Below are 20,322 nucleotides of genomic sequence, written 5' to 3'. Positions count from 1 at the left end.
GGAGCCGCAGGGCGCGGCTCCGGCGGCGGATCAATGGGTGCGGGGCTTGAGCAGCGCCGGTTTTTCTTCCGGGGCCTGGCACAGCAGGAACAGGTTGGTCAGCAGCTCGGGAATCTGCGCGACCATGTCGTCCACCAGGCCGCGGTCGCTGGCGATTTCGTCGAACTCGGGCTGTTCGTCGAACAGGCCGGAACCGACCATGATCGGCAGCAGCAGCTCGCTGACTTCTTCCTCGGCCTGTTCGAACCAGATGGCCTCGCGCAGGAACACGCCTTCCATGAAGCCGATGCACCAGCCGCGGATGTCGGAGTCGTCCGGCTCGTCGCCCAGGTAGGGTTCGCAGGGCAGCTCCAGCTCTTCGTCACCGGCCATCTGGCGGATGATGTGGGCCTTGAGCTGGACCAGGGTGGCTTCGATCTGGGTGCGCTCCTTCTCGCTGCGGTAGTGCGGCGGCTCGGCGAACAGGGCGTCGATCCACTCGCGCTCCGGCACTTCCTCCGGGCAGATCGCCAGGGCGGTCAGGTAGCCGTGTGCCGCCACGTAGTCCAAGGCTTCCTCGTGCAGGTCATCGGCATCGAGAAAGGCTTGCAGGCGGGACAATTGGTCGGCGAAGGACATCAGTTACTACCTCGGAGGTGATCGGTCCCGAATTGTAGTCTTTCCCAGGCCCCGCGGCAAAAGCCAAATGCCCTTGCAGCCCGCGCCGACGCAGGGCTCCGACGCACAGCTCGGACACATGTGACGGATTTTTCCGCAGTTTCCCGGACAAGGTGCCGGCCGCAGCGGGATCGCTTGCGTATAATGCGCGGCTTCATTCGGAGTACCCCATGCTCGATCAGGCCCTGCGCATCCTCAAAGACGTTTTCGGTTACGACGCCTTCCGCGGCAATCAGGCGCGGATCATCGAGCGCGTGGCCGGCGGCGGCGATGCCCTGGTGCTGATGCCCACCGGCGGCGGCAAGTCGCTGTGCTTCCAGGTCCCGGCGCTGCTGCGCGAGGGGCTGACGGTGGTGGTCTCGCCGCTGATCGCGCTGATGGAAGACCAGGTCGCCACCCTGGACGAGCTGGGCGTGCCGGTGGCGGCACTGAACTCGTCCATGAGCCCGGAGGCCCAGCGCGATATCGCCGACCGCCTGCAGCGCGGCGAGATCAAGCTGCTCTACCTCGCCCCGGAACGTCTGGTGCAGCCGCGCATGCTGGCCTTCCTGCAGCGCCTGCAGATCGGCCTGTTCGCCATCGACGAGGCGCACTGCGTATCGCAGTGGGGTCACGACTTCCGTCCCGAATACCTGCAGCTGGGCCAACTGGCCGAGCTGTTCCCGGACGTGCCGCGCATTGCCCTGACCGCCACGGCGGACATGCGCACCCGCGAGGAGATGATCCAGCGCCTGCACCTGCAGGACGCCGAGCAATTCCTCTCCAGCTTCGACCGGCCGAACATCTTCTACCGCATCGTGCCCAAGGAGCAGCCGCGCAAGCAGCTGCTGGGCTTCCTTGCCGAGCGCCGGGGCGATGCGGGCATCGTCTACTGCATGTCGCGCAAGAAGGTCGAGGAGGTCGCCGAGTTCCTCTCCAATCAGGGCTTCCCGGCGCTGCCGTACCACGCCGGGCTGGCCAATGACCTGCGCGCCTACCACCAGAAGCGCTTCCTCAACGAGGAAGGGCTGATCATGGTCGCCACCATTGCCTTCGGCATGGGCATCGACAAGCCCAACGTGCGCTTCGTCGCGCACCTGGACCTGCCCAAGAGCCTGGAGGCGTACTACCAGGAAACCGGCCGCGCCGGCCGTGACGGCCTGCCCGCCGACGCCTGGATGGCCTACGGCCTGCAGGACGTCCTGCTGCTGCGGCAGATGATGCAGAACTCCGAGGGCGACGAACGCCACAAGCGCGTCGAGCGGCACAAGCTCGAAGCCATGCTGGCGCTGTGCGAGGAGACCCGCTGCCGCCGCCAGGCGCTGCTGGCCTACTTCGATGAGGTAATGCCCAACCCCTGCGGCCACTGCGACATCTGCGTCGACGGGGTGGAAACCTGGGACGCCACCGAACCTGCGCGCCAGGCCCTGTCGGCCATCTACCGCAGCGGCCAGCGCTACGGCGTCGGCCATCTGGTGGACGTGCTGCTGGGCAAGGACACCGAGAAGGTGCGTAGCGTCGGCCACCAGCACCTGGCGGTGTTCGGCATCGGCAAATCCCGCGCCGAGGAGGAATGGCGCACGCTGTTCCGCCAGCTGGTCGCCCGTGGCTTCGCCGATGTAGACGTCGACGGCTTCAACGGCCTGCGCCTGACCGAGGCCTGCCGCCCGCTGCTGCGTGGCGAGGAAACCCTGGCCCTGCGCCGTGACCCCAAACCGCAGCGCAGCAAGGGGTCGTCTTCCGGCGGCGCCAGCTCGGCCAGCCAACTGGTGCGCCAGGAAGAGCGCGAGATGTGGGAAGCCCTGCGCACCCTGCGGCGCAAGCTGGCGCAGGAGCATTCGGTGCCGCCCTACGTCATCTTCCCCGACGCCACCCTGCTGGAAATGCTCCGCAGCCAGCCGCGCTCGCTGTCGGAAATGGCCCAGGTCAGCGGCGTCGGCGCGCGCAAGCTGGAGCGCTACGGCCAGGCCTTCCTCGATGTGCTCACCGAGTCCGAGGCGGCGCCTGCCACCCCGGCGCCGGTGGCCGACCTCAGCCACGAACTGGTGACCCTGGCCCGCGCCGGCATGACCCCGGCACAGATCGCCCGCCAGCTCGATTGCAGCGAGAAGAACGTCTACGGCCTGCTCGCCGAAGCCATCGGCAAGCAGCAACTGGCCCTGGAACAGGCGCTGGACCTGCCCGAGGAACTGCTGGGGGAAATCCAGGACGCCTTCCTCGACGAGGACGGCGAACTGCCGCCGGTGACGGCCATCGCCGAACTGTTCGAAGGCCGCGTGCCGCTGGGTGTGCTGCACTGCGTGCGTGCCGCCCTGCAGGCCGAGCTGGAAGTCTGATCGCCTCACCGCACGCTCCGGCCGGTCCGGGAGCCGGGCCCACCCATCGCGGACGAAGTCCGCTCCTACGGCAATTTCATGGGCTGCAGGTCGCTCGTCTGACACCGTCGTAGGAGCGGACTCTGTCCGCGATCGTTTCGCCATTCGCTCCTAAGCCAAGGCAGGAATCGGCGTACGGCAGGTACCGCTGCATTGCGCGGAAATACGGCGTTACAGATGAAATATCAATGTGCCAGCAACGGCGCCTTTTCCCACCAGTCATAGCTGTCAGTACGGATCACTTTCGGAGTGACAGATGGCGAGTTGGATGCGGGTAGTGGCGGGGCTGCTGGTCGTCGGGCAACTCAGCGGATGCGCCAGTGGCGGCGGGCTGACCGAGAACGGCAAGAGCGCTCTCATCGGCGTCGCGGCGGTGGCTGCATTGGCCACCATGGTCGTGCTGTCGAAGGATCGCGATGACGATGACGACTATCGCAACGGCTACCGCCGGGACTATCGGGATTCCGGGGACTATCGCTATGGCCGCGACAGCCGTGGTTATGATCGGCGCTCCCCCAACTATTGCCCCTGATGCGTCCATGGTTACGCGCAATGGCTGCCTGGCATTCGTAGCAGCGGGCTGCGTCCGCAATCGATTAGGCGCACCCGGGAGCGGGGCATAGCCATCGCGGACAGAGTCCGCTCCTGCGGGGTGAACCTGACGCGTCGAAGGAAAGGTCCGTCAGTTTCGTGACGGGGTAAAACGACAAACTTGTGACGCACGTCCCGAAAGGCTATGGTGGCACTTAGACCTCCAAGAGAAGAGGTGAGCGTGCCACAACAACAAAGCTGGCTGGACGACGTCCGTTCCAATGCCTATGCCGAACAGCTCTCCCGGGGCTTTCGCCGGCTGCGTTTCGAGCCCGACCTCGAGACCCAGTACCGTCATTACCTGCTCGAAGACAGCTTCGATCTCAAGCGCACCGCGCTGACCATCGGCGTGCTGATCTGGCTGGCGCTGGCGGCCATCGACTTCCTCCTGATCCGCACCTCCGAACACTGGCAGATGCTCGCCGTGCGCATCGGCGTGCTGGTGCTGCTGAGCGTGTGTGGGGGGCTGATCCTGCAGCGCCGGCACATCCACCTGCTGGTGCCGCTGAGCCTGGCCTGCATCCTCAGTGTCGGCATCGGCGCGGCGGCGGTTGCCGGCATCGCCCATACCGTGGACCAGAACTATCCCTATGAGGGCCTGCTGCTGGTCAGCATGGCGGCGTACTTCCTCATCGGCCTGCGCTTTTCCGAGGCTGTCGGCAGCGCCCTGGTGATCCTGCTGGCCTATGTCGGCTGCGAGCTGTATGCCGGGCTGCCGTTGCCCAAGCTGATCAGCAACGTGGTGTTCCTGCTGTTCGGCAACCTGGTCGGCGCGGTGGGCTGCTACCTGCTGGACTACAAGTCGCGCCAGCATTTCCTCATCAGCCGCCTGCTCAAGGTCATGGCCGAGCACGATGCGCTGACCGGCCTGCACAACCGCCGCAGCTTCAATCGCCAGCTCGAACGCCTGTGGCGCCAGGCCCAGCGCGAGAGCGTCGGGCTGGCGCTGCTGCTCTGCGACGTCGACCATTTCAAGGCTTACAACGATCGCTATGGCCACCAGGCCGGCGATGGGGTTCTGCAGCGCATCGGCGAGGTGCTCCTGGCCAGCGCCCGGCGCCCGCTGGACATGGCCGTGCGCCTGGGCGGCGAGGAGTTCGCCGTGCTGCTCTACGGCGCCAGCGAACGCGAAGCCAGGGAGCGTGCCGAGGTCGTGCGCGAGTCGGTGCAGGCGTTGGGTATCACCCATGAAGGCTCGTTGACAGCGGACGAGGTGACGCTGTCCATCGGCGTTTCCTGCCTGTGGCCGGAGACCGGCCACCCGCTGCGCAGCATCTACGAGCATGCTGATCGGGCGCTCTACGAAGCCAAGGCATTCGGGCGCAATCAGGTCGTCGCCTGATGGCCCATTCGGTCCCCCGAGCTGGCGCCGTGCGTGACTGCGGCGCGCGCAGGCCCGGTGCTAGCATGCGCCGCATCCCGCCACCGAGCCCGCGCCCATGCAGCAGCTGATCCAGCCCAACGGCCAACCGCACTACGGCATCTTCCCCGGCACCCCGGCGAGCATCAATTACCGCGACTTCGACTTCCGCTCACCCATGGGCCGGCGACTCGGCGCGCTGAGCAAGTGGCGCAGCTTCCACCAGTTCCAGTACTTCGGCCTGATCAGCCCGACGCTGATCGGCGGCTGCGCGCTGGCGAACGTCAGCCTGCTCACCATCGGCTTCGTCTACCTCTACCACCCGGAAAGCGGGCGGATGATCGAACGCCAGTTCAAGTGCCCGCTGGGCATGGGCGCGAACTTCTCGCAGGCGCCCAACGATGGCGTCTGTGAACTGCGCCAGGGGCGCAACCTGCTGCGCCTGGAGAATGGCGCGACGCCGCTGGAGAAGCGTCTGCTGGTGGAACTGGACGATGGCACCCGCATCGATGCGCGCTTCAGCGAGGAACAGCCGGTATTCGAGCCCATGAGCCTGTGCACCCCCACGGCGGTGAACGGCTGGGTCTATGCGCGCAAGGTGGCTGGCGTGCATTGTCACGGCCAGGTGCGCAGCGCCCTGGGCGACTACGACCTGCGTGAACTGGATGCCTACGCCCACCACGACTGGTCCGCCGGCTATATGCGCCGCGAGACCTTCTGGAACTGGGCCTGCCTGTCCGGCGAGGCGCAGGGCCGGCGGGTCGGCCTGAACCTGTCGTGCGGGGTCAACGAGACCAGCTTCACCGAGAACTGCTACTGGCTCGATGGCCAACTGGTGAAGGTCGACAGCGTGCGCTTCGAGTTCGACCGCGATCATCCGCTGCAGCCCTGGACCATCCGTTCCTACGACGGCCAGGTCGAGCTGCGCTTCGAAGCCCACGGCCTGCACCAGGAGCGGCTCAACCTGGGCGTGCTGGCCAGCAACTTCAAGCAGATATTCGGGCGCTTCAGCGGCGTGCTGAAACCGGCAGGGCAGGCCGAGGTGCGCATCGACAACCTGTGGGGCTTCGTCGAAGACCAATATGCGAAATGGTGAGGTTCCGGGTCACACCCTGCGACAATCTGTCCTTGTACGGGCTTGATTAGCTGGCTAATAATTAGTCAAATCAATTAGCCGACTCACTTCTCCCGTACGCAGCACAATGTCAGATAACGATAAGCACTATTTCGGTACCCAACTGGCCCAGGCTTCGCGTGCCTGGCGAGCCGAACTCGACCGTCGCCTCAGCCACCTCGGCCTGTCCCAGGCACGCTGGCTGGTGCTGCTGCACCTGGCACGGCATGCCGCCGAGCCTACCCAGCGCGAACTGGCGCAATCGGTGGGCGTCGAGGGCCCGACCCTGGCCCGCCTGCTCGACGGCCTCGAAGCCCAGGGCCTGGTCCGTCGCCAGGCGGTAGCCGAGGATCGTCGTGCCAAGCGCATCGCGCTCACCCCCAAGGCCGACGTGCTGATCGCGGATATCGAGAACATCGCCGCCGCGGTGCGCAACGAGGTGCTGGCTGGCATCAGCGAAGAGGAAATCGCTCTGTGCCAGAAAACTCTCAGCCGGATTCTCGGCAACCTCGAGCGAAACTGAGCAACTCGTCACGTTAATCGGGTAAAGTAGCCATTTTTCTGGCGGTCCCCGGTGGGGCCGCTGGCCATTCGCTATCCATACCCGAACCATTCGCCGGTTTTTCGACGATTTATCTTGACCAAACCGCCCGTACCACCTAATCCGTGATATCAGACGGCCTGTACCCTGCAAGGTACAGTGGTAGTGCGTGACGGTCTGCAGTCCGGCATGGCATCAAGTGTGTGGACAGGTTCAGCCTGCTGCTTTCGAGTGGTCAGGGAATGGCGTGCAGACCCAGGACAATGGGATGGGGTTATGGCTCGAATAAATAGAATTCCTCTGACGCTAGCTGCGCTTTCGGTATTCATCTCCGCTCATGCGAACGCCCTCGGCCTGGGCGACATCACCCTGCACTCGGGACTGAACCAGCCCCTGGATGCGGAAATCGCCCTGCTGCAGACCGGCGACATGAGCTCCGACGAGCTGATCGCCAAGCTGGCGTCCCCCGCCGATTTCGAGAATGCTGGCGTCGATCGCTTCGTGTTCCTGCAGAACCTGCGTTTCACCCCAGTGATCCGTAACGGTCGCGGCTACATCAAGGTGGTCTCCACCCAGCCGGTGCACGAGCCTTACCTGAACTTCCTGCTCGCCGTGGAGCGGCCCAATGGCCGGCTGCTGCGCGAGTACACCGTGCTCCTCGATCCGCCGGAGTACAGCGCCAACCGCAGCATGGCCGCCAGCGTGGGAATGGCCGAAGGCGCACCCGCGCGCTCCTCCTCCTACCGTTCGGCGCCGGTTCGCAGCGCGCCTGCGCAGCCCCCGCTGCCGGCAGGCGATGGCCGTTACACCACCGTGCGCAACGACACCCTGTGGAAGATCACTTCCAACCTCAGCGGCAGCGGCGCCTCGCGCAGCCAATTGATGGACAGCATCGTCGCGCTTAATCCGCAGGCCTTCGTCAACGGTGACCCGCACCGCATGAAGGTCGGCCAGACATTGATATTGCCCCAGGGCCAGCAGTACGCCGGTGCCGGCAATGCCGCCCCGGCGTCACAGCCGGCGGCCAGCGCTCCGGCTCCCGAAGCGCCGCAATCGACTGGCGGTTCCCAGGCCGCAGTGACCGCTCCCAGCGCTCCGGCCCCGGCCGGCAACGCCGCGGGTGCGCCATCCACTGCGGCCGCCGGTGCCGCCGCTGGCAATGGCGACCTGGCCAAGGTCGAGGCTGACCTGCTGCTGGCCAATGCCCAGCGCGACCAGTTGAACCAGCGCATGGACGCCATGCAGAAGCAGCTGGAGTCCCTGCAGCAGGCACTGGAAAGCCGCGACCAGCAGGTGCAATCGCTGCAGGCCGAACTGGGCCAGCGTGGCGGCGCCGATGCCGTCGCTGGCACGTCCTCCGGCAATGCCGCCCCGGCGGCTCCGTCGGGCAGCGCTCCGGCGGGCAATGCGCCCTCCGTGGAGGCTCCCACGGCGAATGCTCCGACCAATGCCGTGCCGCCGGCGCCCAATGCGGTTGCGCCAGCTGCCGCCAGCCAGCCGGCACCCGTCGCCGCGCAACCGGCGACGCCGGCCAGCGACGCTCAATCCGATTTCAACTACTGGCCCTGGCTGGGCGTCGGCGCGCTCGGTGCGCTGCTGGTCGGCCTGCTGTTCGCCCGCCGCAAGCGCGACGAGAAGCCGGTGGAGAAGCCGCCGGTAGTGGCCGCGGTGGTGCCGGAGCCGGTGAGACCGGCGCCGGTGGCCAAGCCGCTGGCTGCCGCCGTCGTCGCGCCGGTACCCGTCCCGCACCCGGTGGTGGTCGCCACGCCGGAAGCCGGTGTGGCCCGTCTGCCGGCCGCCAGCGCGGACAGCCTGGAAGGCGCCGACATCTACATCGCCTACGGCCGCTTCAACCAGGCCCGCGACATGCTGCGCAAGGCGGTGATCGCCGAGCCGAACCGCCGCGAGCTGCGCATGAAGCTGCTGCTGGTGCTGGCCGAACTGGGCGATGTGATCGGCTTCCAGGAACAGGAGCGCGACCTGCTGGCCATCGGTGGCGAACAGAAGCAGATCGACCAGCTCAAGTCCCGCTACCCGGCCATGCAGGTCCGCGCCGAGGACCTGGCGTCGCCGCCCAGCGGTGAAATCCTCACCGACTGGGACGACCTGGAGCTGGGCGAGGTGGTCGAACCGGCTGCCGCTCCCCAGGCCAAGGTCGCCGAGGAGCAGCCGGACTTCGCGATGAACCTGAGCGACCTGTCGCTGGACCTGGACTGGGACAAGCTCGACAACCCCTTCGAATCGGCCAAGCCGGGCAAGGCCCCGGCGAAACCCGAAGCCGACGTGCCGGCGGACTTCCGCAGCAATCTCCACGAGCTGCCGGAAATCACCGAGCTGGACCTGGGCGAGCACGGCGACATGTTCGGCCAGGGCAGCAACGCCCAGGGCCTGGATGAGGACCTGAGCTTCGACCTGCCCGAGGATGTCGGCCACGAGCACGACGAACTGCTGGCCAGTCTCGACCGTGCCCGCCAGTGCATCGATCAGGGCAATCTGGAGGAGGCCTACGGCATCCTCAAGCAGGTGATCGCCAGCGGCGACTCCAAGGCCAAGGCCGAAGCGCGCGAGCTGTTGGCGCTGATTGCCTGACCCACGGCACGAATGAAAAAGCCCGGCGGATGCCGGGCTTTTTCTTGGGTGGGTGAAATGGCAGGGGCGGGCCTTGCCCGCCATTCGCGGACAGAGTCCGCTCCTACGAAAGCGCACCGCAGCATGGCCCGATTTTGCGTGCGGCCTTGCCCGCTGTTCGTGGACAAGGTTCGCTCCTGCAGGAATACGCCGGAATCGGTAGGTGCGTATGAGCAACTGTCTTTGCCCCGTAAATCTGTGCCTGGGTTTCCCTCTCCCTAACCCTCTCCCTGAAGGGAGAGGGGACTGATCGGCGTGAGTTGAAGCTGCTGCATCAGTCGGCACGGACAGCTCCCTCTCCCTTCAGGGAGAGGGCGGGGGAGAGGGAGGCCCTGGTACGGTGTTCAGGTAGGAGCGCCGCAGCATGGCCTGGTAGTAGGAGCGAGCTTGCTCGCGAACCGCCCAGCTGCAAACCCGCCGGATAACACCGTTCGCCAGCCAGATCGCCCCCGCAGGCCTCCTGTTCCCTCTGCGCGAGCCGTCAGAAGTTGCGTCCCAGGTTGATGTACATCGCATGCTCGTCCGCGTCGTTCAGGCCGTAGCTGAAGGACAGCGGCCCCAGCGGCGTCTCGAAGCCCATGAGGATGCTGCCGGCATTGATGTAGCCGGTGTCGTAGCTGTTGTCGTTGTTCCACACCCGCCCGCGCTCCAGGCTGCCGCCCAGGTAGAAGGGGAAGTCCAGCGGCAGGAAGGAGCGCTCGGTCATCCGCCGGTAGTAGATGACCCGGCCCAGGCTGTAGTTCTGCCCGGCGATGGCGTCCTGGCGGAAGCCCGAGAGCTGCCGCGCGCCGCCAAGCAGGAAGCTGGACACCACCACCTCGGCATCGTCGATGGTGCGCCCGTAGCCGCCGCCGAGTACCCAGGTGTTCGGCCCGCTGCTCAGCGCCTTGTCCAGGCGGAAGTCCCACTGGCGGTAGCGGTCGTCGTCGCCCAGGGACGGCGTGTGCTCGCGGAACGAGGTCTGGATGTTCTCGCCTTCGCGGGGGAAGTCGACATTGTCCATGGTGTCGAAGGAGTACTTCAGCTCGGCGTAGCCTTCGGTGAAGTGGAAGTCCGGCAGGTCCTGCTGGCCCACACGCACGTCGGCCTTGCCGAAGGCCTGGGCGACGCCCAGGCGGATCTCGCCATTATTGGCGATCTGCCGGCCGAGGTTGAGGCCGTAGCCGTAGCGCTCCAGGCGGTACTCGGCGATCGGGTCGTCGTTGTCGGTGGCCTCGACGTTGCGCGCCTCGTTGAACAGGAAGGGCGCGACGAAGTAGCGCGAGCCGACGTCCAGCGGCTGGTAGAACTCGCTGTAGATTTCCTGCTGGTCGCCGATCTGCGCGCGGGTCAGCCATTCCGCGCCGAGGCGGTTGATGCCGTTCATGCGGTAGCTGCCGCCGACGTTGAAGGTGCTGTCGCCGCGCAGGTCGTCGGAGAGGCTCAGGCCCAGGCGCAGGTAGTCGGTGCCGCTGCGCTTGCCGTAGGCGTGGATGACCAGCGCGTTGCCGTCCGGGCGATGCACCACCCGGTACTGCACCTGATCGAAGTAATCCAGGCCGTAGAGGGTGCTCATGTCGCTCTGCAGGCGCCCCAGGTCCAGGTGCTCGCCCAGGGGTTGGCGAATGTAGTGGCGGATCACGTCATCGCTGACCTTGGAGTTGTTCTCCACCTCGATACTGTTGATTACCGGCTGGCGTTCGCCGGGCTGGCGCGCTTCGGCGAGTGCCACGGTCTGGGCGTCGGCCGGCTTGCGCAGCGTGGCCAGGCGCGGGGCGAGGATGCTGGCGGCGCGGTAACCGGCGTCGATCAGCTGCGGCACGCGGCCGAAGTCGGTGGAGCTGTAGCCGCTGAGCGGCGGCTGCACGAGGATGTCGGTGGATTTCAGGGTGGCCAGCTGCGCTTCGGAATTCTTGCGCGTCATCAGGGTGACGGACTGGTTGAGCATGTCCACCACCGTCAGCAGTTGCTTGCGGTCGGCCAGCGGGTTGCCGATGTCGACCACGATGACCACGTCGACGCCCGTCTGCCGGGCCACGTCCACCGGAATGTTGTCGACCATGCCGCCGTCCACCAGCAGCTTGCCGTTGACCTCCACCGGAGCGAATACCGCCGGGATCGACATGCTGGCGCGGATCGCCTGGGGCAGGTGGCCCTTGCTGAACACCACTTTTTCGCCGGTGGCGATATCGGTGGCGACGGCGCGGAAAGGAATGGCCAGTTTGTCGAAGTCGCGGGTATCGCTGGATTGCACCAGCAGGCTTTCCAGCAGCATCGACAGGTTCTGCCCCTGGATCGCCCCCAGGGGCAGGCCGAGGGTACCGTCGTCGCGGAAGCTGAGCTTCTGCTTCACCAGGAAGTCGCGGTCGTCCTGCTTGCGGCGAAACGGCACGTCGACCCGCGGCGGCGAGTCGGACAGCGCCTGCTTCCAGTCCAGCCCGACGGCCAGCTCCTCCAGCTCCCTGGGCGTGTAGCCCGCTGCATAAAGGCCGCCGATCACCGCGCCCATGCTGGTGCCGGCAATGGCGTCGACATGAATGCCCTGTTCGTCCAGCGCCTTGAGCACGCCGATGTGCGCCAGGCCGCGCGCCGCGCCGCCGGAGAGGACCAGGCCGATCTTCGGTGGGGTGTTCGCCGCCAGGGCGCCGAGGGGGAGGAGCAGGAAGAGGGCGAACAACAGTCGGCGCATGAAGAGAAGAATCCGGTAGGGCGTGCCAGGCCGCTATTATAGGTGCGCGTCCTACAGCAGAGTCTGATTCATGTCCGTCGCCAAAGCAGAAATCGTCATCACCTATTGCACCCAGTGCCAGTGGCTGCTGCGCGCCGCCTGGCTGGCCCAGGAGCTGCTCAGCACCTTCGGCGATGACCTGGGCAAGGTCAGCCTGGTGCCGGGCACGGGCGGAGTCTTCCACATCACCTGTGACGGCGAGCCTATCTGGGAGCGCAAGGCCGATGGCGGTTTCCCCGAGGCCAAGGTGCTCAAGCAGCGGGTGCGCGATTGCATCGATCCGCAGCGCGATCTGGGCCACAACGACCGTCCCTGAATCGCGGCTGTACCGGCCAGCGAGTTTATTCGATAGCTGGCTAACTTCCTTGCTGCATATCAAAAGGTGATGGCGGTCACGCTTTTAGTCTGGGTGCATCCATTCTCCGCAAGGGTGCCCGACATGAGCATCATCGTCACAGGCGCTGCCGGCTTTATCGGCAGCAACCTCGTCAAGGCGCTGAACCAGCGCGGCGAGACCGACATCATCGCAGTCGACGATCTGACCGAGGGCGACAAGTTCGCCAACCTCGCCGACTGCGACATCAGCGACTACCTCGACAAGCGCGACTTCATCGAGCGCTACGCCCGCGGCGACTTCGGCGTGGTGCGCGCGCTGCTGCACCAGGGCGCCTGCTCCAGCACCATGGAGCGCGACGGGCGCTACATGATGGACAACAACTACCGCTACAGCGGCGAGCTGCTCGACGCCAGCCTGTCACTGGGCGTGCCGTTCCTCTATGCCTCGTCGGCAGCGGTGTATGGCGGTGGCCAGGAATTCCGCGAGGTGCGCTCCTGCGAGCGGCCGCTGAACGTCTACGGCTATTCGAAGTTCCTCTTCGACCAGCGCGTGCGCAAGGTGCTGCCCAGCGCACGCACCCAGGTGGCGGGCTTCCGCTACTTCAACGTCTACGGCCCGCGCGAGCAGCACAAGGGGCGCATGGCCTCGGTGGCCTTCCACTGCTTCAACCAGTTCCGCGAGACGGGCAAGGTGCAGCTGTTCGGCGAGTACGGCGACTACCCGGCCGGCGGCCACCTGCGCGATTTCGTCTCGGTGGAGGACGTGGCCAAGGTCAACCTGCACTTCCTCGACAACCCGCAGCTCAGCGGCATCTTCAACCTCGGCAGCTGCCGCGCCCAGCCGTTCAATGACGTGGCGCTGGCGGTGATCAACACCCTGCGCGCGCAGCAGGACCTGCAGCCGCTGACCCTGGACGCGGCAATCCGCGCCGGCCTGCTGGAATACACCGAGTTCCCCGACGAGCTGCGCGGCAAGTACCAGTGCTACACCTGCGCCGATATCGCCTTCCTCCGCGAAGCGGGTTACCGCGCGCCGATGCTGGGCGTGGAAGAGGGCGTGGAACGCTACTGCCGCTGGTTGTTGCAACAGGACTGATACCCCGTGTATCGGGCTTTTTACCCAGTCTTTACCCAGTGCTGACACTGGGACGGGGGCGGCCGCGAGACAATTCTCACCACGAAAGACGGGCGGTGGATCGCCCGTGACCGGAGGTGAAATGAAGCTGTCTTCGCGCGCCGCGCGCAAATCCATTGCCGCGCTGCTGGCCATCAGCCTGTCGGCTGCTGCCGTCGCCGGGCCCCATGGTGGACCCGGTGGCCCTGGCGGACCGGGGCCGGGCCCTGGGCCCTACCATGGCTGGGGGCCGGGCCATGGCTATGGCCTGCCCGATTACGCGCGGGAAGTGTGGATCGGCAGCATGCTCTACTTCGTCGCCGCCGGGACCTACTACCTGTGGAACGCCGACCGTAGCCAGTACGTCGCGGTGGAAACGCCGCCGGCCGTTCAGGCCGCGCCGACCACCAGCTACGAGGTGATCGCCTATCCCGCCAGCGGCCAGTCGCCCGAGCAGCAGAACCGCGATCGCTACGAGTGCCACACCTGGGCCGTCGGCCAGAGTGGCTTCGATCCGGCCGCCGCCACCCAGGCGCCGCCGCCCGGCCAGTCGGACACCTACCGCCGCGCGCTGGGCGCCTGCCTGAGTGGGCGCGGCTACAGCATCAACTGATTGTCCGGCGCCTTATCCACAGGCGCCCACCGAACAGGCCGCCTCGCAGGCTGTCGTGCGATGAATCCTTGGCATTCCCTCCCCGGGGCAAGGTTCGGGTTTCGCATGCTGCGGGGCGGCCTTCCTTTTTGGCCGTGCTTTTGTAGGAGCGAGCTTGCTCGCGAACCGATCTCGCTCCGCTGCCAAGCGGTTCGCGAGCAAGCTCGCTCCTACAGGAAAGGCGTGGCGGGGTCAGTGCGACCCACGCGCGCTGAGGAAGGTCGCAAAGATGATCAGTACGCCGCCGGCCAGCATGCGCAGGCTCGGCTGCTCGCCGAACAGCACGGCGGCGAAGGCGATGCCGTAGACCGGCTCCAGGGCGAAGATCACCGCCGCCGTGCGCGCCTTGATCAGCCGCAGGCTGGCGACGAACAGGCTGTGGGCGACGCCGGTGCAGAGCACGCCCAGGGCGACCAGCCAGAGCCAGTCCATGCCGCGCACCGAGGGCAGGTCGAGCAGCACCAGGGGCAACAGGCAGGCGATGATCGTCAGGTTCTGGCACAGCGCCGCCTGGATCGGGTCGATGCCGCGCACGCTGACCCGGTTGGCCAGCGACAGCAGGGCGAACAGCAGGCCGGAAAGGGTGCCCCAGAGCAGGCCGGCAGTGGCGCCGTCGCGCAGGTCGAGGGTCGGCGTGACCATCACCAGGCCGATGCACACCAGCGCCACCACCCCGTATTCGCCCTTGCGGATACGCTCGCGGAACAGCAGGCCCTCCAGCAGCACGGTAAAGGCCGGGAAGCTGGCGAAACCGAGGGTGGCGACCGCCACGTTGCCCACCTTCACCGCGAGGAAAAATGTCAGCCAATGCGTGCACAGCAGCACGCCGCCGCCGACCAGCATGGCGGCCTGTGTCAGCGTCGGCCGCTGCTGCTCGCGCAAGTGCCCGGCGAACACTGCCGCCAGCGACAGTGAGCCGAACAGCGCACGACCGAAGACGATGATCAGCGGGCCGGCGAGGATGAGTTTGCCGAAGATGCCCGACAGCCCGAACATCAGGGCGCCGATATGCAGGCCGATCAGGGCGCCGCGGGGAGTGAGTTGGGTAACGCGCTTCATGCCGGAGGAGCGGGGCCTTGTGGTCGGAGAGGTGAGCGCGCCGCAGCAGCCGGCGCGCCATGGAACGGAGGTCAGGCCAGTCGCGCGCCGTTGGGCAGCGGCTTGTCGAACCCGGCCAGGACCACCTTCTCGTCGCTGTCGTAGGCGCCGGTGACCAGCACCTCCGAACGCACGCCGGCGATGGACTTGGCTGCGAAGTTGCACACGCACAGCACCTGACGGCCGATCAGCTCGTTGGCTTCGTAGTGCGCGGTGATCTGCGCGCTGGAAGTCTTGATGCCCAGCGGGCCGAGGTCGACGTGGAGGATGTAGGCCGGCTTGCGTGCCTTCACATTGGGTTCGGCCTTGACGACGGTGCCCACGCGCAGTTCGACGCGTTCGAAATCCTGCCACTCGATGGTGTCTGCCGACATCGTTGCTCCCGCTGGTTGGTCCGGTTCGATGGCCGGCAGTCTAGGGCCTGGGCGCGCCGCTGTCTGTCGCGCAGCTAGCGGGAATTGTCGCGCGCCTGCTGGCGCAGCTGGCGCGGCGTGGTGCCGAACTGGCGGACCAGGGCGGCAGTGAAGGCGCTCTGCGAGGCGTAGCCGACCTGCGCGGCGATCTCGCCGACCGACAGGTGCGAGCCGCGCAGCAGGTCGCGGCCCAGTTGCAGGCGGCGCTGGCGCACGTAGTCCATGGGCGTCTGCCCGGTTTCGGCGAGGAAGCGGGCGTGGAAGCGTGCCGCGGACAACCCGGCCAGCCGCGCGAGATCAGCCACCTGCAGCGGGTGCGCGGCATGTCGGTCGACATAGCTGTCGAGGCTGGCCAGCGGCAATTGCGCTGGCTCTTCGATGCGCTGCTGGCCGGCGGCGAGGCTGGCCAGCAACAGGATCGCGCCCTGGCGGGCCAGCACCGGATCGTGCAGCGGGCTGCCCGCGAGCCATTGCACCAGCTGCGCCTGGTCGTTGCTGAGCAGGCGCTGGCCCGGGGTTTCCAGCAGGCGCCGGCCAGCGTCGCCGTGCAGACCCAGGCCTTCGAGCAGGTCCTCTTCGTCTTCCAGGTCCACCACCAGGCAACGGCTGCCGTCGGGGCTGGCGCAGGCGTGGTGCTCATCCCGCGGGACCACGGCGAAGGTCTGCCGGGTCACCCGGCTGCCGCGTCCACCGACCTCGAAATCCAGGCTGCCGGACAGCCCCAGCACCAGTTGTGCGTGGCTGTGGCTGTGGGCGAGGTGATCGTGGCTGTAGTGGCGCAGGGAGAGGATCTGGCTCATGCAGGGCGGCTTTTCAAGCTGGCGGGCAAGCCATCAGTCTAGCGCGCCGTGCGCTGTAACGGGACTGTCGTCAGTCGGTCATGTGCACTTCACCGCCTGCATCGACACTCGGAGAAACCCCTCTGGAGGTCGCCGACGATGAGCAGCGCGCCACGCATGACGCCGACGAAGAAACAACGGGTGCGGACCCTGTGGATATCCGATGTGCACCTGGGCACCCGCGACTGCCAGGCCGAGCACCTGGCGGCCTTTCTCAAGCGCTACCACGCCGATCGCGTCTACCTGGTGGGCGACATCATCGACGGCTGGAAACTGCGCGGCGGCATCTACTGGCCGCAGGCCCACACCAATGTGATCCGCCGCCTGCTGACCATGAGCAAGCGCGGCACCGAGGTGATCTACGTCACCGGCAACCACGACGAGTTCCTGCGCCGCTACTCCTCGCTGCTGCTGGGCAACATCCGCCTGGTCGACGAGATCGTCCACACCACCGCCGACGGTCGCCAGCTGCTGGTCATCCATGGCGACCAGTTCGACGTGATCACCCGCTACCACAAGTGGCTGGCTTTCCTCGGCGACTCCGCCTACGAATTCACCCTGACCCTCAATCGCTGGCTCAACCACTGGCGCCGCCGCTATGGCTACGGCTACTGGTCGCTGTCGGCGTACCTCAAGCACAAGGTGAAGAGCGCGGTGAATTTCATCAGCGACTTCGAGGAAGCCATCGCCCACGAAGTCCACAAGCGCGGCCTCAACGGCGTGGTCTGCGGGCATATCCACCACGCGGAAATCCGCCGGATCGGCGAGGTGGAATACCTCAACTGCGGCGACTGGGTGGAATCCTGCTCGGCGCTGATCGAACACTGGGACGGCAGCATCCAGCTCTATCGGCTGGCCGAGGAGCAGGCGCGCGTCGAGGAACCGGCGGTGGTCGAGTCGGCGGCATGAGGCTGCTGATCGTCACCGATGCCTGGCTGCCGCAGGTCAACGGCGTGGTCACCAGCCTGAAGGCGCTGGTGGCCGAACTGGAAGCGCTGGGCCATGCGGTCGGCCTGCTCACCCCGCAGGACTTTCGCCACCGGCCGTGCCCGAGCTACCCAGAAATCCCGTTGGCCTGGGACCTGTGGAAAGTCGGTGCGAAGATCAGCGAGTTCGCCCCCGATTGTGTCCATCTCGCCACCGAAGGCCCGCTGGGCTGGGCGGCGCGGCGCTGGCTGAAGCGCCGGGGCATGAAGTTCAGCAGCGCCATCCACACGCGCTTTCCCGAGTACGTCAACACCCGCTGGCCGTGGCTGCCGCTGGAATGGGGCTATGCCTTCCTGCGCCGCTTCCACGCACCCAGCGCGGCTGTGCTGGTCAGCAGCGAGCGCATGCAGGCGACCTTCGCCGCGCGCGGCTTCGATCACCTGGCGTTGTGGCGCAAGGGTGTGGACATCCAGCGCTTCCAGCCGGGTGCCGGCGCCACGCCGGGGGAGCCGGTGTTCCTCTACGTCGGCCGCCTGGCGCGGGAAAAGAACCTCGATGCCTTCCTTTCGCTTGCCCTGCCCGGACGCAAGCGCGTGGTCGGCGATGGCCCGCAGCGGGCCGAGCTGGAGGCGGCTTATCCACAGGTGGAGTTTCTCGGCTACCGGCATGGCGACGAACTGGCCGAAGCCTATGGCAACGCCAGCGTGCTGGTGTTCCCGTCGCTGACCGATACCCTGGGCCTGGTCATGTATGAAGCCCTGGCCTGCGGCACGCCGGTGGCCGCGTTCCCGGTGGCGGGGCCGCTGGATGTGCTGGAGGAGGGCGTGACCGGGGCGCTGGACAGCGACCTGCGCAGCGCCTGCCTGCGGGCGCTGGAGCTGGACCGCCAGGCGTGCGCGCAGTGGTCGCGCGGACAGACCTGGCGGGCCTCGGCAGAGGAGTTCCTGGCACTTCAGGTGCGTCTGACGGAGTTGCCCGTCAGCGAGGAACCCGGTTTGCTCGGCGGCTGATCAGAACAGCTGGCGATCGTGGTCCAGGCTCTGGTCCACCAGCCATTTGCCGTGGGCGATGGAGGCATGCTGGGCCTTCTCCAGGTCCGACATGAAGGCGAACTGCATCGGCAGCGTGCGGCGGCGGGTGGTCTGTCCGTCCGGGGCGGTGATATGGCAGCCGGCGGCCCAGGGGGTGGGCAGGCCGGGATGCTCGACGACATCGGCGGTGATGGTGTACTTGCGGTACTCGCATTGCATCAGGCTCATGGGGCGTCCTCCTGGCGATTCGCCAACGGCCCGGCGCGGACGGCTGGCGAGCGGAACGATGCCGACGCCGCGCGCCGGCAAGCCTTGCTGACCCCCAACATAGACCACTCTGGCAGGCCTTTCCGCCGGATACCGACGAACGCGAATGTCACCGTTGCCGGAGATTTCCCGCGGCAATCTTCCCAACCAAGGCGCACCGCGCCAGACTGTCGGGCATGCCTATCCAGACCCTTTCCCGCCTTGCCGAAGTCGACGCCCACCAGTGGGATGCCCTGCTGCCGGACGACCAGCCGTTCCTGCGCCACGCCTTCCTGTCCGCATTGGAAGAAAGCGGCAGCGTCGGCGGCCGTACCGGCTGGAAGCCGTCGCACCGCGTGCTGCTGGGCGACGATGGCCGCCTGCTGGCTGCCGCGCCGGCCTATCTGAAAGCGCATTCCTACGGCGAGTACGTATTCGACTGGAGCTGGGCCGATGCCTGCCTGCGCGCCGGTATTCCCTACTACCCCAAGCTGCTGGTGGGCATTCCCTTCACCCCGGTGGGCGGTGCACGCCTGCTGGGCAAGCCGGAGGCGGCGCTGAGCCTGGTCGGCGCATTGGCGGCCGAAGTGGATGAGGGGCATTGTTCCGGCGTCCATGTGAATTTCACCGATCCAGCCGCCGATGCGCTGCTGGGTGACGCCGACGGCTGGCTGCAGCGCCTGGGCTGCCAGTACCACTGGCGCAACCGGGGTTACCGCGACTTCCAGGATTTCCTCGACGCGCTCAGCTCGCGCAAGCGCAAGCAGATCCGCAAGGAGCGCGAGCAGGTCGCGGGCATGGGGCTGGACTTCATCTGGATGGAGGGGCGTGAGCTGTCCGAGGCGCATTGGGACTTCGTCTACGCCTGCTACAGCAGCACCTATGAGGTGCGCGGCCAGGCGCCCTATCTGAGCCGGGCGTTCTTCAGCCTGATCGGCGAGCGCATGCCCGAGGCGATCCGCGTGGTGTTCGCCCACCAGAACGGCCGACCGGTAGCCATGGCCTTCAGCCTGCTGGGCGGCGACACGCTGTACGGCCGTTACTGGGGCTGTCTGGCGGAGTTTGACCGCCTGCATTTCGAGACCTGTTTCTACCAGGGCCTGGATTTCGCCATCGGCCATGGCCTGCAACGCTTCGACGCCGGCGCGCAGGGCGAGCACAAGCTGATCCGCGGCTTCGAGCCGGTGATCACCCGCTCCTGGCATCGCCTGGGACATCCGGGGCTGCGTGAGGCGGTGGAGGAATTCCTGGTGGGGGGGAGGGCGGGGATTATCGCCTACGCCGAGGAGGCGCGTGGGGCGTTGCCTTACCGGCAGGACTGCTCCTCGTAATAGCGCTGGTCCGCTCCTGCAATTCAGCCGAACCTTGACGCTGGGCGGTTCGCGAGCAAGCTCGCTCCTACAATCGGGCGCTGTACCCGGGCGTTACCTGGGAAAACCGAATTCCGCCGCGAGGGATTTCGCGGACAAGGTCCGCTCCTACGCAAACACATCGCATCGCACCACGCCAAAGCCCTTGCACTTGCCCCCGCCCCGCCCCGCTCCCGCCCTTGCCCTTGCCCTTGCCCTTGCCCTTGTCCTTGCCGTTAAGGTCTTCCAGCGAAACATCCGCACGCGCCAAAGTGCCCCTTTCAGGAGGCCGAAGGTGATCGGAGTTCCAGGGGTCGAGCGACATGGATGTCGCGAGAGCGTTGTCGGGCCAGGGATGGCCCGTC

18 protein-coding genes are annotated in these 20,322 nt (G+C 66.8%); 12 read left to right on the top strand and 6 right to left on the bottom strand.

Annotated elements, in window-relative coordinates; genetic code table 11:
• Nucleotides 1-30: 30 nt before the first annotated feature.
• Entirely contained in the window at nucleotides 31-618 is a 588-nt protein-coding gene (locus HNP46_RS33520; protein WP_184597878.1) for a YecA family protein, read from the bottom strand.
• A 209-nt stretch (nucleotides 619-827) separates the two neighbouring features.
• Here HNP46_RS33520 and recQ point away from each other — a divergent pair, with 209 nt between their 5' ends.
• The 6 genes from recQ (at nucleotide 828) to HNP46_RS36120 (ending at nucleotide 9,206) form a co-directional block, all read left to right on the top strand.
• Complete coding sequence (recQ, locus tag HNP46_RS33515) at nucleotides 828-2,972, top strand: DNA helicase RecQ (RefSeq protein WP_184597875.1); 2,145 nt, start codon at nucleotides 828-830, stop codon at nucleotides 2,970-2,972.
• Between the two features lie 295 nt (nucleotides 2,973-3,267).
• A complete protein-coding gene (locus tag HNP46_RS33510; protein WP_184597872.1) occupies nucleotides 3,268-3,543 on the top strand; it encodes a hypothetical protein in 276 nt (91 codons plus the stop codon).
• 204 nt (nucleotides 3,544-3,747) lie between these two features.
• Nucleotides 3,748-4,944 (top strand): GGDEF domain-containing protein, encoded by a 1,197-nt coding sequence (locus HNP46_RS33505; protein ID WP_184597869.1) that lies wholly within the window; start codon nucleotides 3,748-3,750, stop codon nucleotides 4,942-4,944.
• Nucleotides 4,945-5,041: 97 nt separating this feature from the next.
• Entirely contained in the window at nucleotides 5,042-6,058 is a 1,017-nt protein-coding gene (locus tag HNP46_RS33500; RefSeq protein ID WP_184597866.1) for a DUF2804 domain-containing protein, read from the top strand.
• Between the two features lie 106 nt (nucleotides 6,059-6,164).
• Nucleotides 6,165-6,599, top strand: a complete 435-nt coding sequence (gene slyA, locus HNP46_RS33495) for a transcriptional regulator SlyA (RefSeq protein ID WP_184597863.1) — start codon at nucleotides 6,165-6,167, stop codon at nucleotides 6,597-6,599.
• 294 nt (nucleotides 6,600-6,893) lie between these two features.
• The gene (locus tag HNP46_RS36120) at nucleotides 6,894-9,206 is read left to right on the top strand and encodes a FimV family protein (RefSeq protein WP_184597853.1); all 2,313 of its coding nucleotides are present in this window, start codon (nucleotides 6,894-6,896) and stop codon (nucleotides 9,204-9,206) included.
• Between the two features lie 520 nt (nucleotides 9,207-9,726).
• Here the strand turns inward: HNP46_RS36120 and HNP46_RS33485 are convergent.
• Entirely contained in the window at nucleotides 9,727-11,913 is a 2,187-nt protein-coding gene (locus HNP46_RS33485; protein WP_184597850.1) for a patatin-like phospholipase family protein, read from the bottom strand.
• A gap of 70 nt (nucleotides 11,914-11,983) precedes the next feature.
• On the opposite strand from HNP46_RS33485, the gene HNP46_RS33480 reads away from it, so the two are divergent.
• The 3 genes from HNP46_RS33480 to HNP46_RS33470 all read left to right on the top strand — a co-directional run bounded on the left by HNP46_RS33480 (nucleotide 11,984) and on the right by HNP46_RS33470 (nucleotide 14,015).
• Nucleotides 11,984-12,268 (top strand): SelT/SelW/SelH family protein, encoded by a 285-nt coding sequence (locus HNP46_RS33480; RefSeq protein WP_184597842.1) that lies wholly within the window; start codon nucleotides 11,984-11,986, stop codon nucleotides 12,266-12,268.
• Nucleotides 12,269-12,391: 123 nt separating this feature from the next.
• Complete coding sequence (gene rfaD / locus HNP46_RS33475; protein ID WP_184597839.1) at nucleotides 12,392-13,384, top strand: ADP-glyceromanno-heptose 6-epimerase; 993 nt, start codon at nucleotides 12,392-12,394, stop codon at nucleotides 13,382-13,384.
• Nucleotides 13,385-13,505: 121 nt separating this feature from the next.
• A complete protein-coding gene (locus HNP46_RS33470; protein WP_184597837.1) occupies nucleotides 13,506-14,015 on the top strand; it encodes a hypothetical protein in 510 nt (169 codons plus the stop codon).
• Nucleotides 14,016-14,246: 231 nt separating this feature from the next.
• Here the strand turns inward: HNP46_RS33470 and HNP46_RS33465 are convergent, their stop codons facing one another.
• From HNP46_RS33465 to HNP46_RS33455, 3 genes are all read right to left on the bottom strand, one after another.
• Nucleotides 14,247-15,113, bottom strand: a complete 867-nt coding sequence (locus tag HNP46_RS33465; protein ID WP_184597834.1) for a DMT family transporter — start codon at nucleotides 15,111-15,113, stop codon at nucleotides 14,247-14,249.
• Nucleotides 15,114-15,184: 71 nt separating this feature from the next.
• The gene (locus HNP46_RS33460; protein ID WP_184597831.1) at nucleotides 15,185-15,526 is read right to left on the bottom strand and encodes a tRNA-binding protein; all 342 of its coding nucleotides are present in this window, start codon (nucleotides 15,524-15,526) and stop codon (nucleotides 15,185-15,187) included.
• 74 nt (nucleotides 15,527-15,600) lie between these two features.
• Entirely contained in the window at nucleotides 15,601-16,365 is a 765-nt protein-coding gene (locus HNP46_RS33455) for a helix-turn-helix transcriptional regulator (RefSeq protein ID WP_184597829.1), read from the bottom strand.
• Between the two features lie 138 nt (nucleotides 16,366-16,503).
• Here HNP46_RS33455 and HNP46_RS33450 point away from each other — a divergent pair, with 138 nt between their 5' ends.
• Together HNP46_RS33450 and HNP46_RS33445 are read left to right on the top strand one after the other, a co-directional pair.
• Nucleotides 16,504-17,313 (top strand): UDP-2,3-diacylglucosamine diphosphatase, encoded by an 810-nt coding sequence (locus HNP46_RS33450; protein ID WP_184597827.1) that lies wholly within the window; start codon nucleotides 16,504-16,506, stop codon nucleotides 17,311-17,313.
• The gene (locus HNP46_RS33445; RefSeq protein WP_184597824.1) at nucleotides 17,310-18,341 is read left to right on the top strand and encodes a glycosyltransferase family 4 protein; all 1,032 of its coding nucleotides are present in this window, start codon (nucleotides 17,310-17,312) and stop codon (nucleotides 18,339-18,341) included. Before HNP46_RS33450 ends, HNP46_RS33445 begins: the two co-directional genes overlap by 4 nt.
• Here the strand turns inward: HNP46_RS33445 and HNP46_RS33440 are convergent, their stop codons facing one another.
• Nucleotides 18,342-18,590, bottom strand: a complete 249-nt coding sequence (locus HNP46_RS33440; protein ID WP_184597822.1) for a hypothetical protein — start codon at nucleotides 18,588-18,590, stop codon at nucleotides 18,342-18,344. It lies immediately after the preceding gene.
• Between the two features lie 215 nt (nucleotides 18,591-18,805).
• On the opposite strand from HNP46_RS33440, the gene HNP46_RS33435 reads away from it, so the two are divergent.
• Nucleotides 18,806-19,939 (top strand): GNAT family N-acetyltransferase, encoded by a 1,134-nt coding sequence (locus HNP46_RS33435; protein ID WP_184597820.1) that lies wholly within the window; start codon nucleotides 18,806-18,808, stop codon nucleotides 19,937-19,939.
• The last annotated feature ends 383 nt before the right edge of the window (nucleotides 19,940-20,322 follow it).

Origin of the sequence: Pseudomonas nitroreducens (assembly GCF_014204515.1) — a bacterium.
Lineage (GTDB): Bacteria > Pseudomonadota > Gammaproteobacteria > Pseudomonadales > Pseudomonadaceae > Pseudomonas > Pseudomonas nitritireducens_A.
The sequence above is the reverse complement of the archived record's forward strand: the minus strand, read 5'-3'. Positions and strand labels throughout refer to the sequence as shown.

Bases quoted from the DNA above. Each gene is read 5' to 3' on its own strand.
- recQ (WP_184597875.1), top strand. From the start codon at position 828: ATGCTCGATCAGGCCCTGCGCATCCTCAAAGACGTTTTCGGTTACGAC.
- HNP46_RS33480 (WP_184597842.1), top strand. From the start codon at position 11,984: ATGTCCGTCGCCAAAGCAGAAATCGTCATCACCTATTGCACCCAGTGC.
- rfaD (WP_184597839.1), top strand. From the start codon at position 12,392: ATGAGCATCATCGTCACAGGCGCTGCCGGCTTTATCGGCAGCAACCTC.
- HNP46_RS33510 (WP_184597872.1), top strand. From the start codon at position 3,268: ATGGCGAGTTGGATGCGGGTAGTGGCGGGGCTGCTGGTCGTCGGGCAA.
- HNP46_RS33505 (WP_184597869.1), top strand. From the start codon at position 3,748: ATGGTGGCACTTAGACCTCCAAGAGAAGAGGTGAGCGTGCCACAACAA.
- slyA (WP_184597863.1), top strand. From the start codon at position 6,165: ATGTCAGATAACGATAAGCACTATTTCGGTACCCAACTGGCCCAGGCT.
- HNP46_RS33435 (WP_184597820.1), top strand. From the start codon at position 18,806: ATGCCTATCCAGACCCTTTCCCGCCTTGCCGAAGTCGACGCCCACCAG.
- HNP46_RS33470 (WP_184597837.1), top strand. From the start codon at position 13,506: ATGAAGCTGTCTTCGCGCGCCGCGCGCAAATCCATTGCCGCGCTGCTG.
- HNP46_RS33455 (WP_184597829.1), bottom strand. From the start codon at position 16,365: ATGAGCCAGATCCTCTCCCTGCGCCACTACAGCCACGATCACCTCGCC.
- HNP46_RS33440 (WP_184597822.1), bottom strand. From the start codon at position 18,590: ATGAGCCTGATGCAATGCGAGTACCGCAAGTACACCATCACCGCCGAT.
- HNP46_RS33445 (WP_184597824.1), top strand. From the start codon at position 17,310: ATGAGGCTGCTGATCGTCACCGATGCCTGGCTGCCGCAGGTCAACGGC.
- HNP46_RS33465 (WP_184597834.1), bottom strand. From the start codon at position 15,113: ATGAAGCGCGTTACCCAACTCACTCCCCGCGGCGCCCTGATCGGCCTG.
- HNP46_RS33500 (WP_184597866.1), top strand. From the start codon at position 5,042: ATGCAGCAGCTGATCCAGCCCAACGGCCAACCGCACTACGGCATCTTC.
- HNP46_RS33450 (WP_184597827.1), top strand. From the start codon at position 16,504: ATGAGCAGCGCGCCACGCATGACGCCGACGAAGAAACAACGGGTGCGG.
- HNP46_RS33460 (WP_184597831.1), bottom strand. From the start codon at position 15,526: ATGTCGGCAGACACCATCGAGTGGCAGGATTTCGAACGCGTCGAACTG.
- HNP46_RS33520 (WP_184597878.1), bottom strand. From the start codon at position 618: ATGTCCTTCGCCGACCAATTGTCCCGCCTGCAAGCCTTTCTCGATGCC.
- HNP46_RS33485 (WP_184597850.1), bottom strand. From the start codon at position 11,913: ATGCGCCGACTGTTGTTCGCCCTCTTCCTGCTCCTCCCCCTCGGCGCC.
- HNP46_RS36120 (WP_184597853.1), top strand. From the start codon at position 6,894: ATGGCTCGAATAAATAGAATTCCTCTGACGCTAGCTGCGCTTTCGGTA.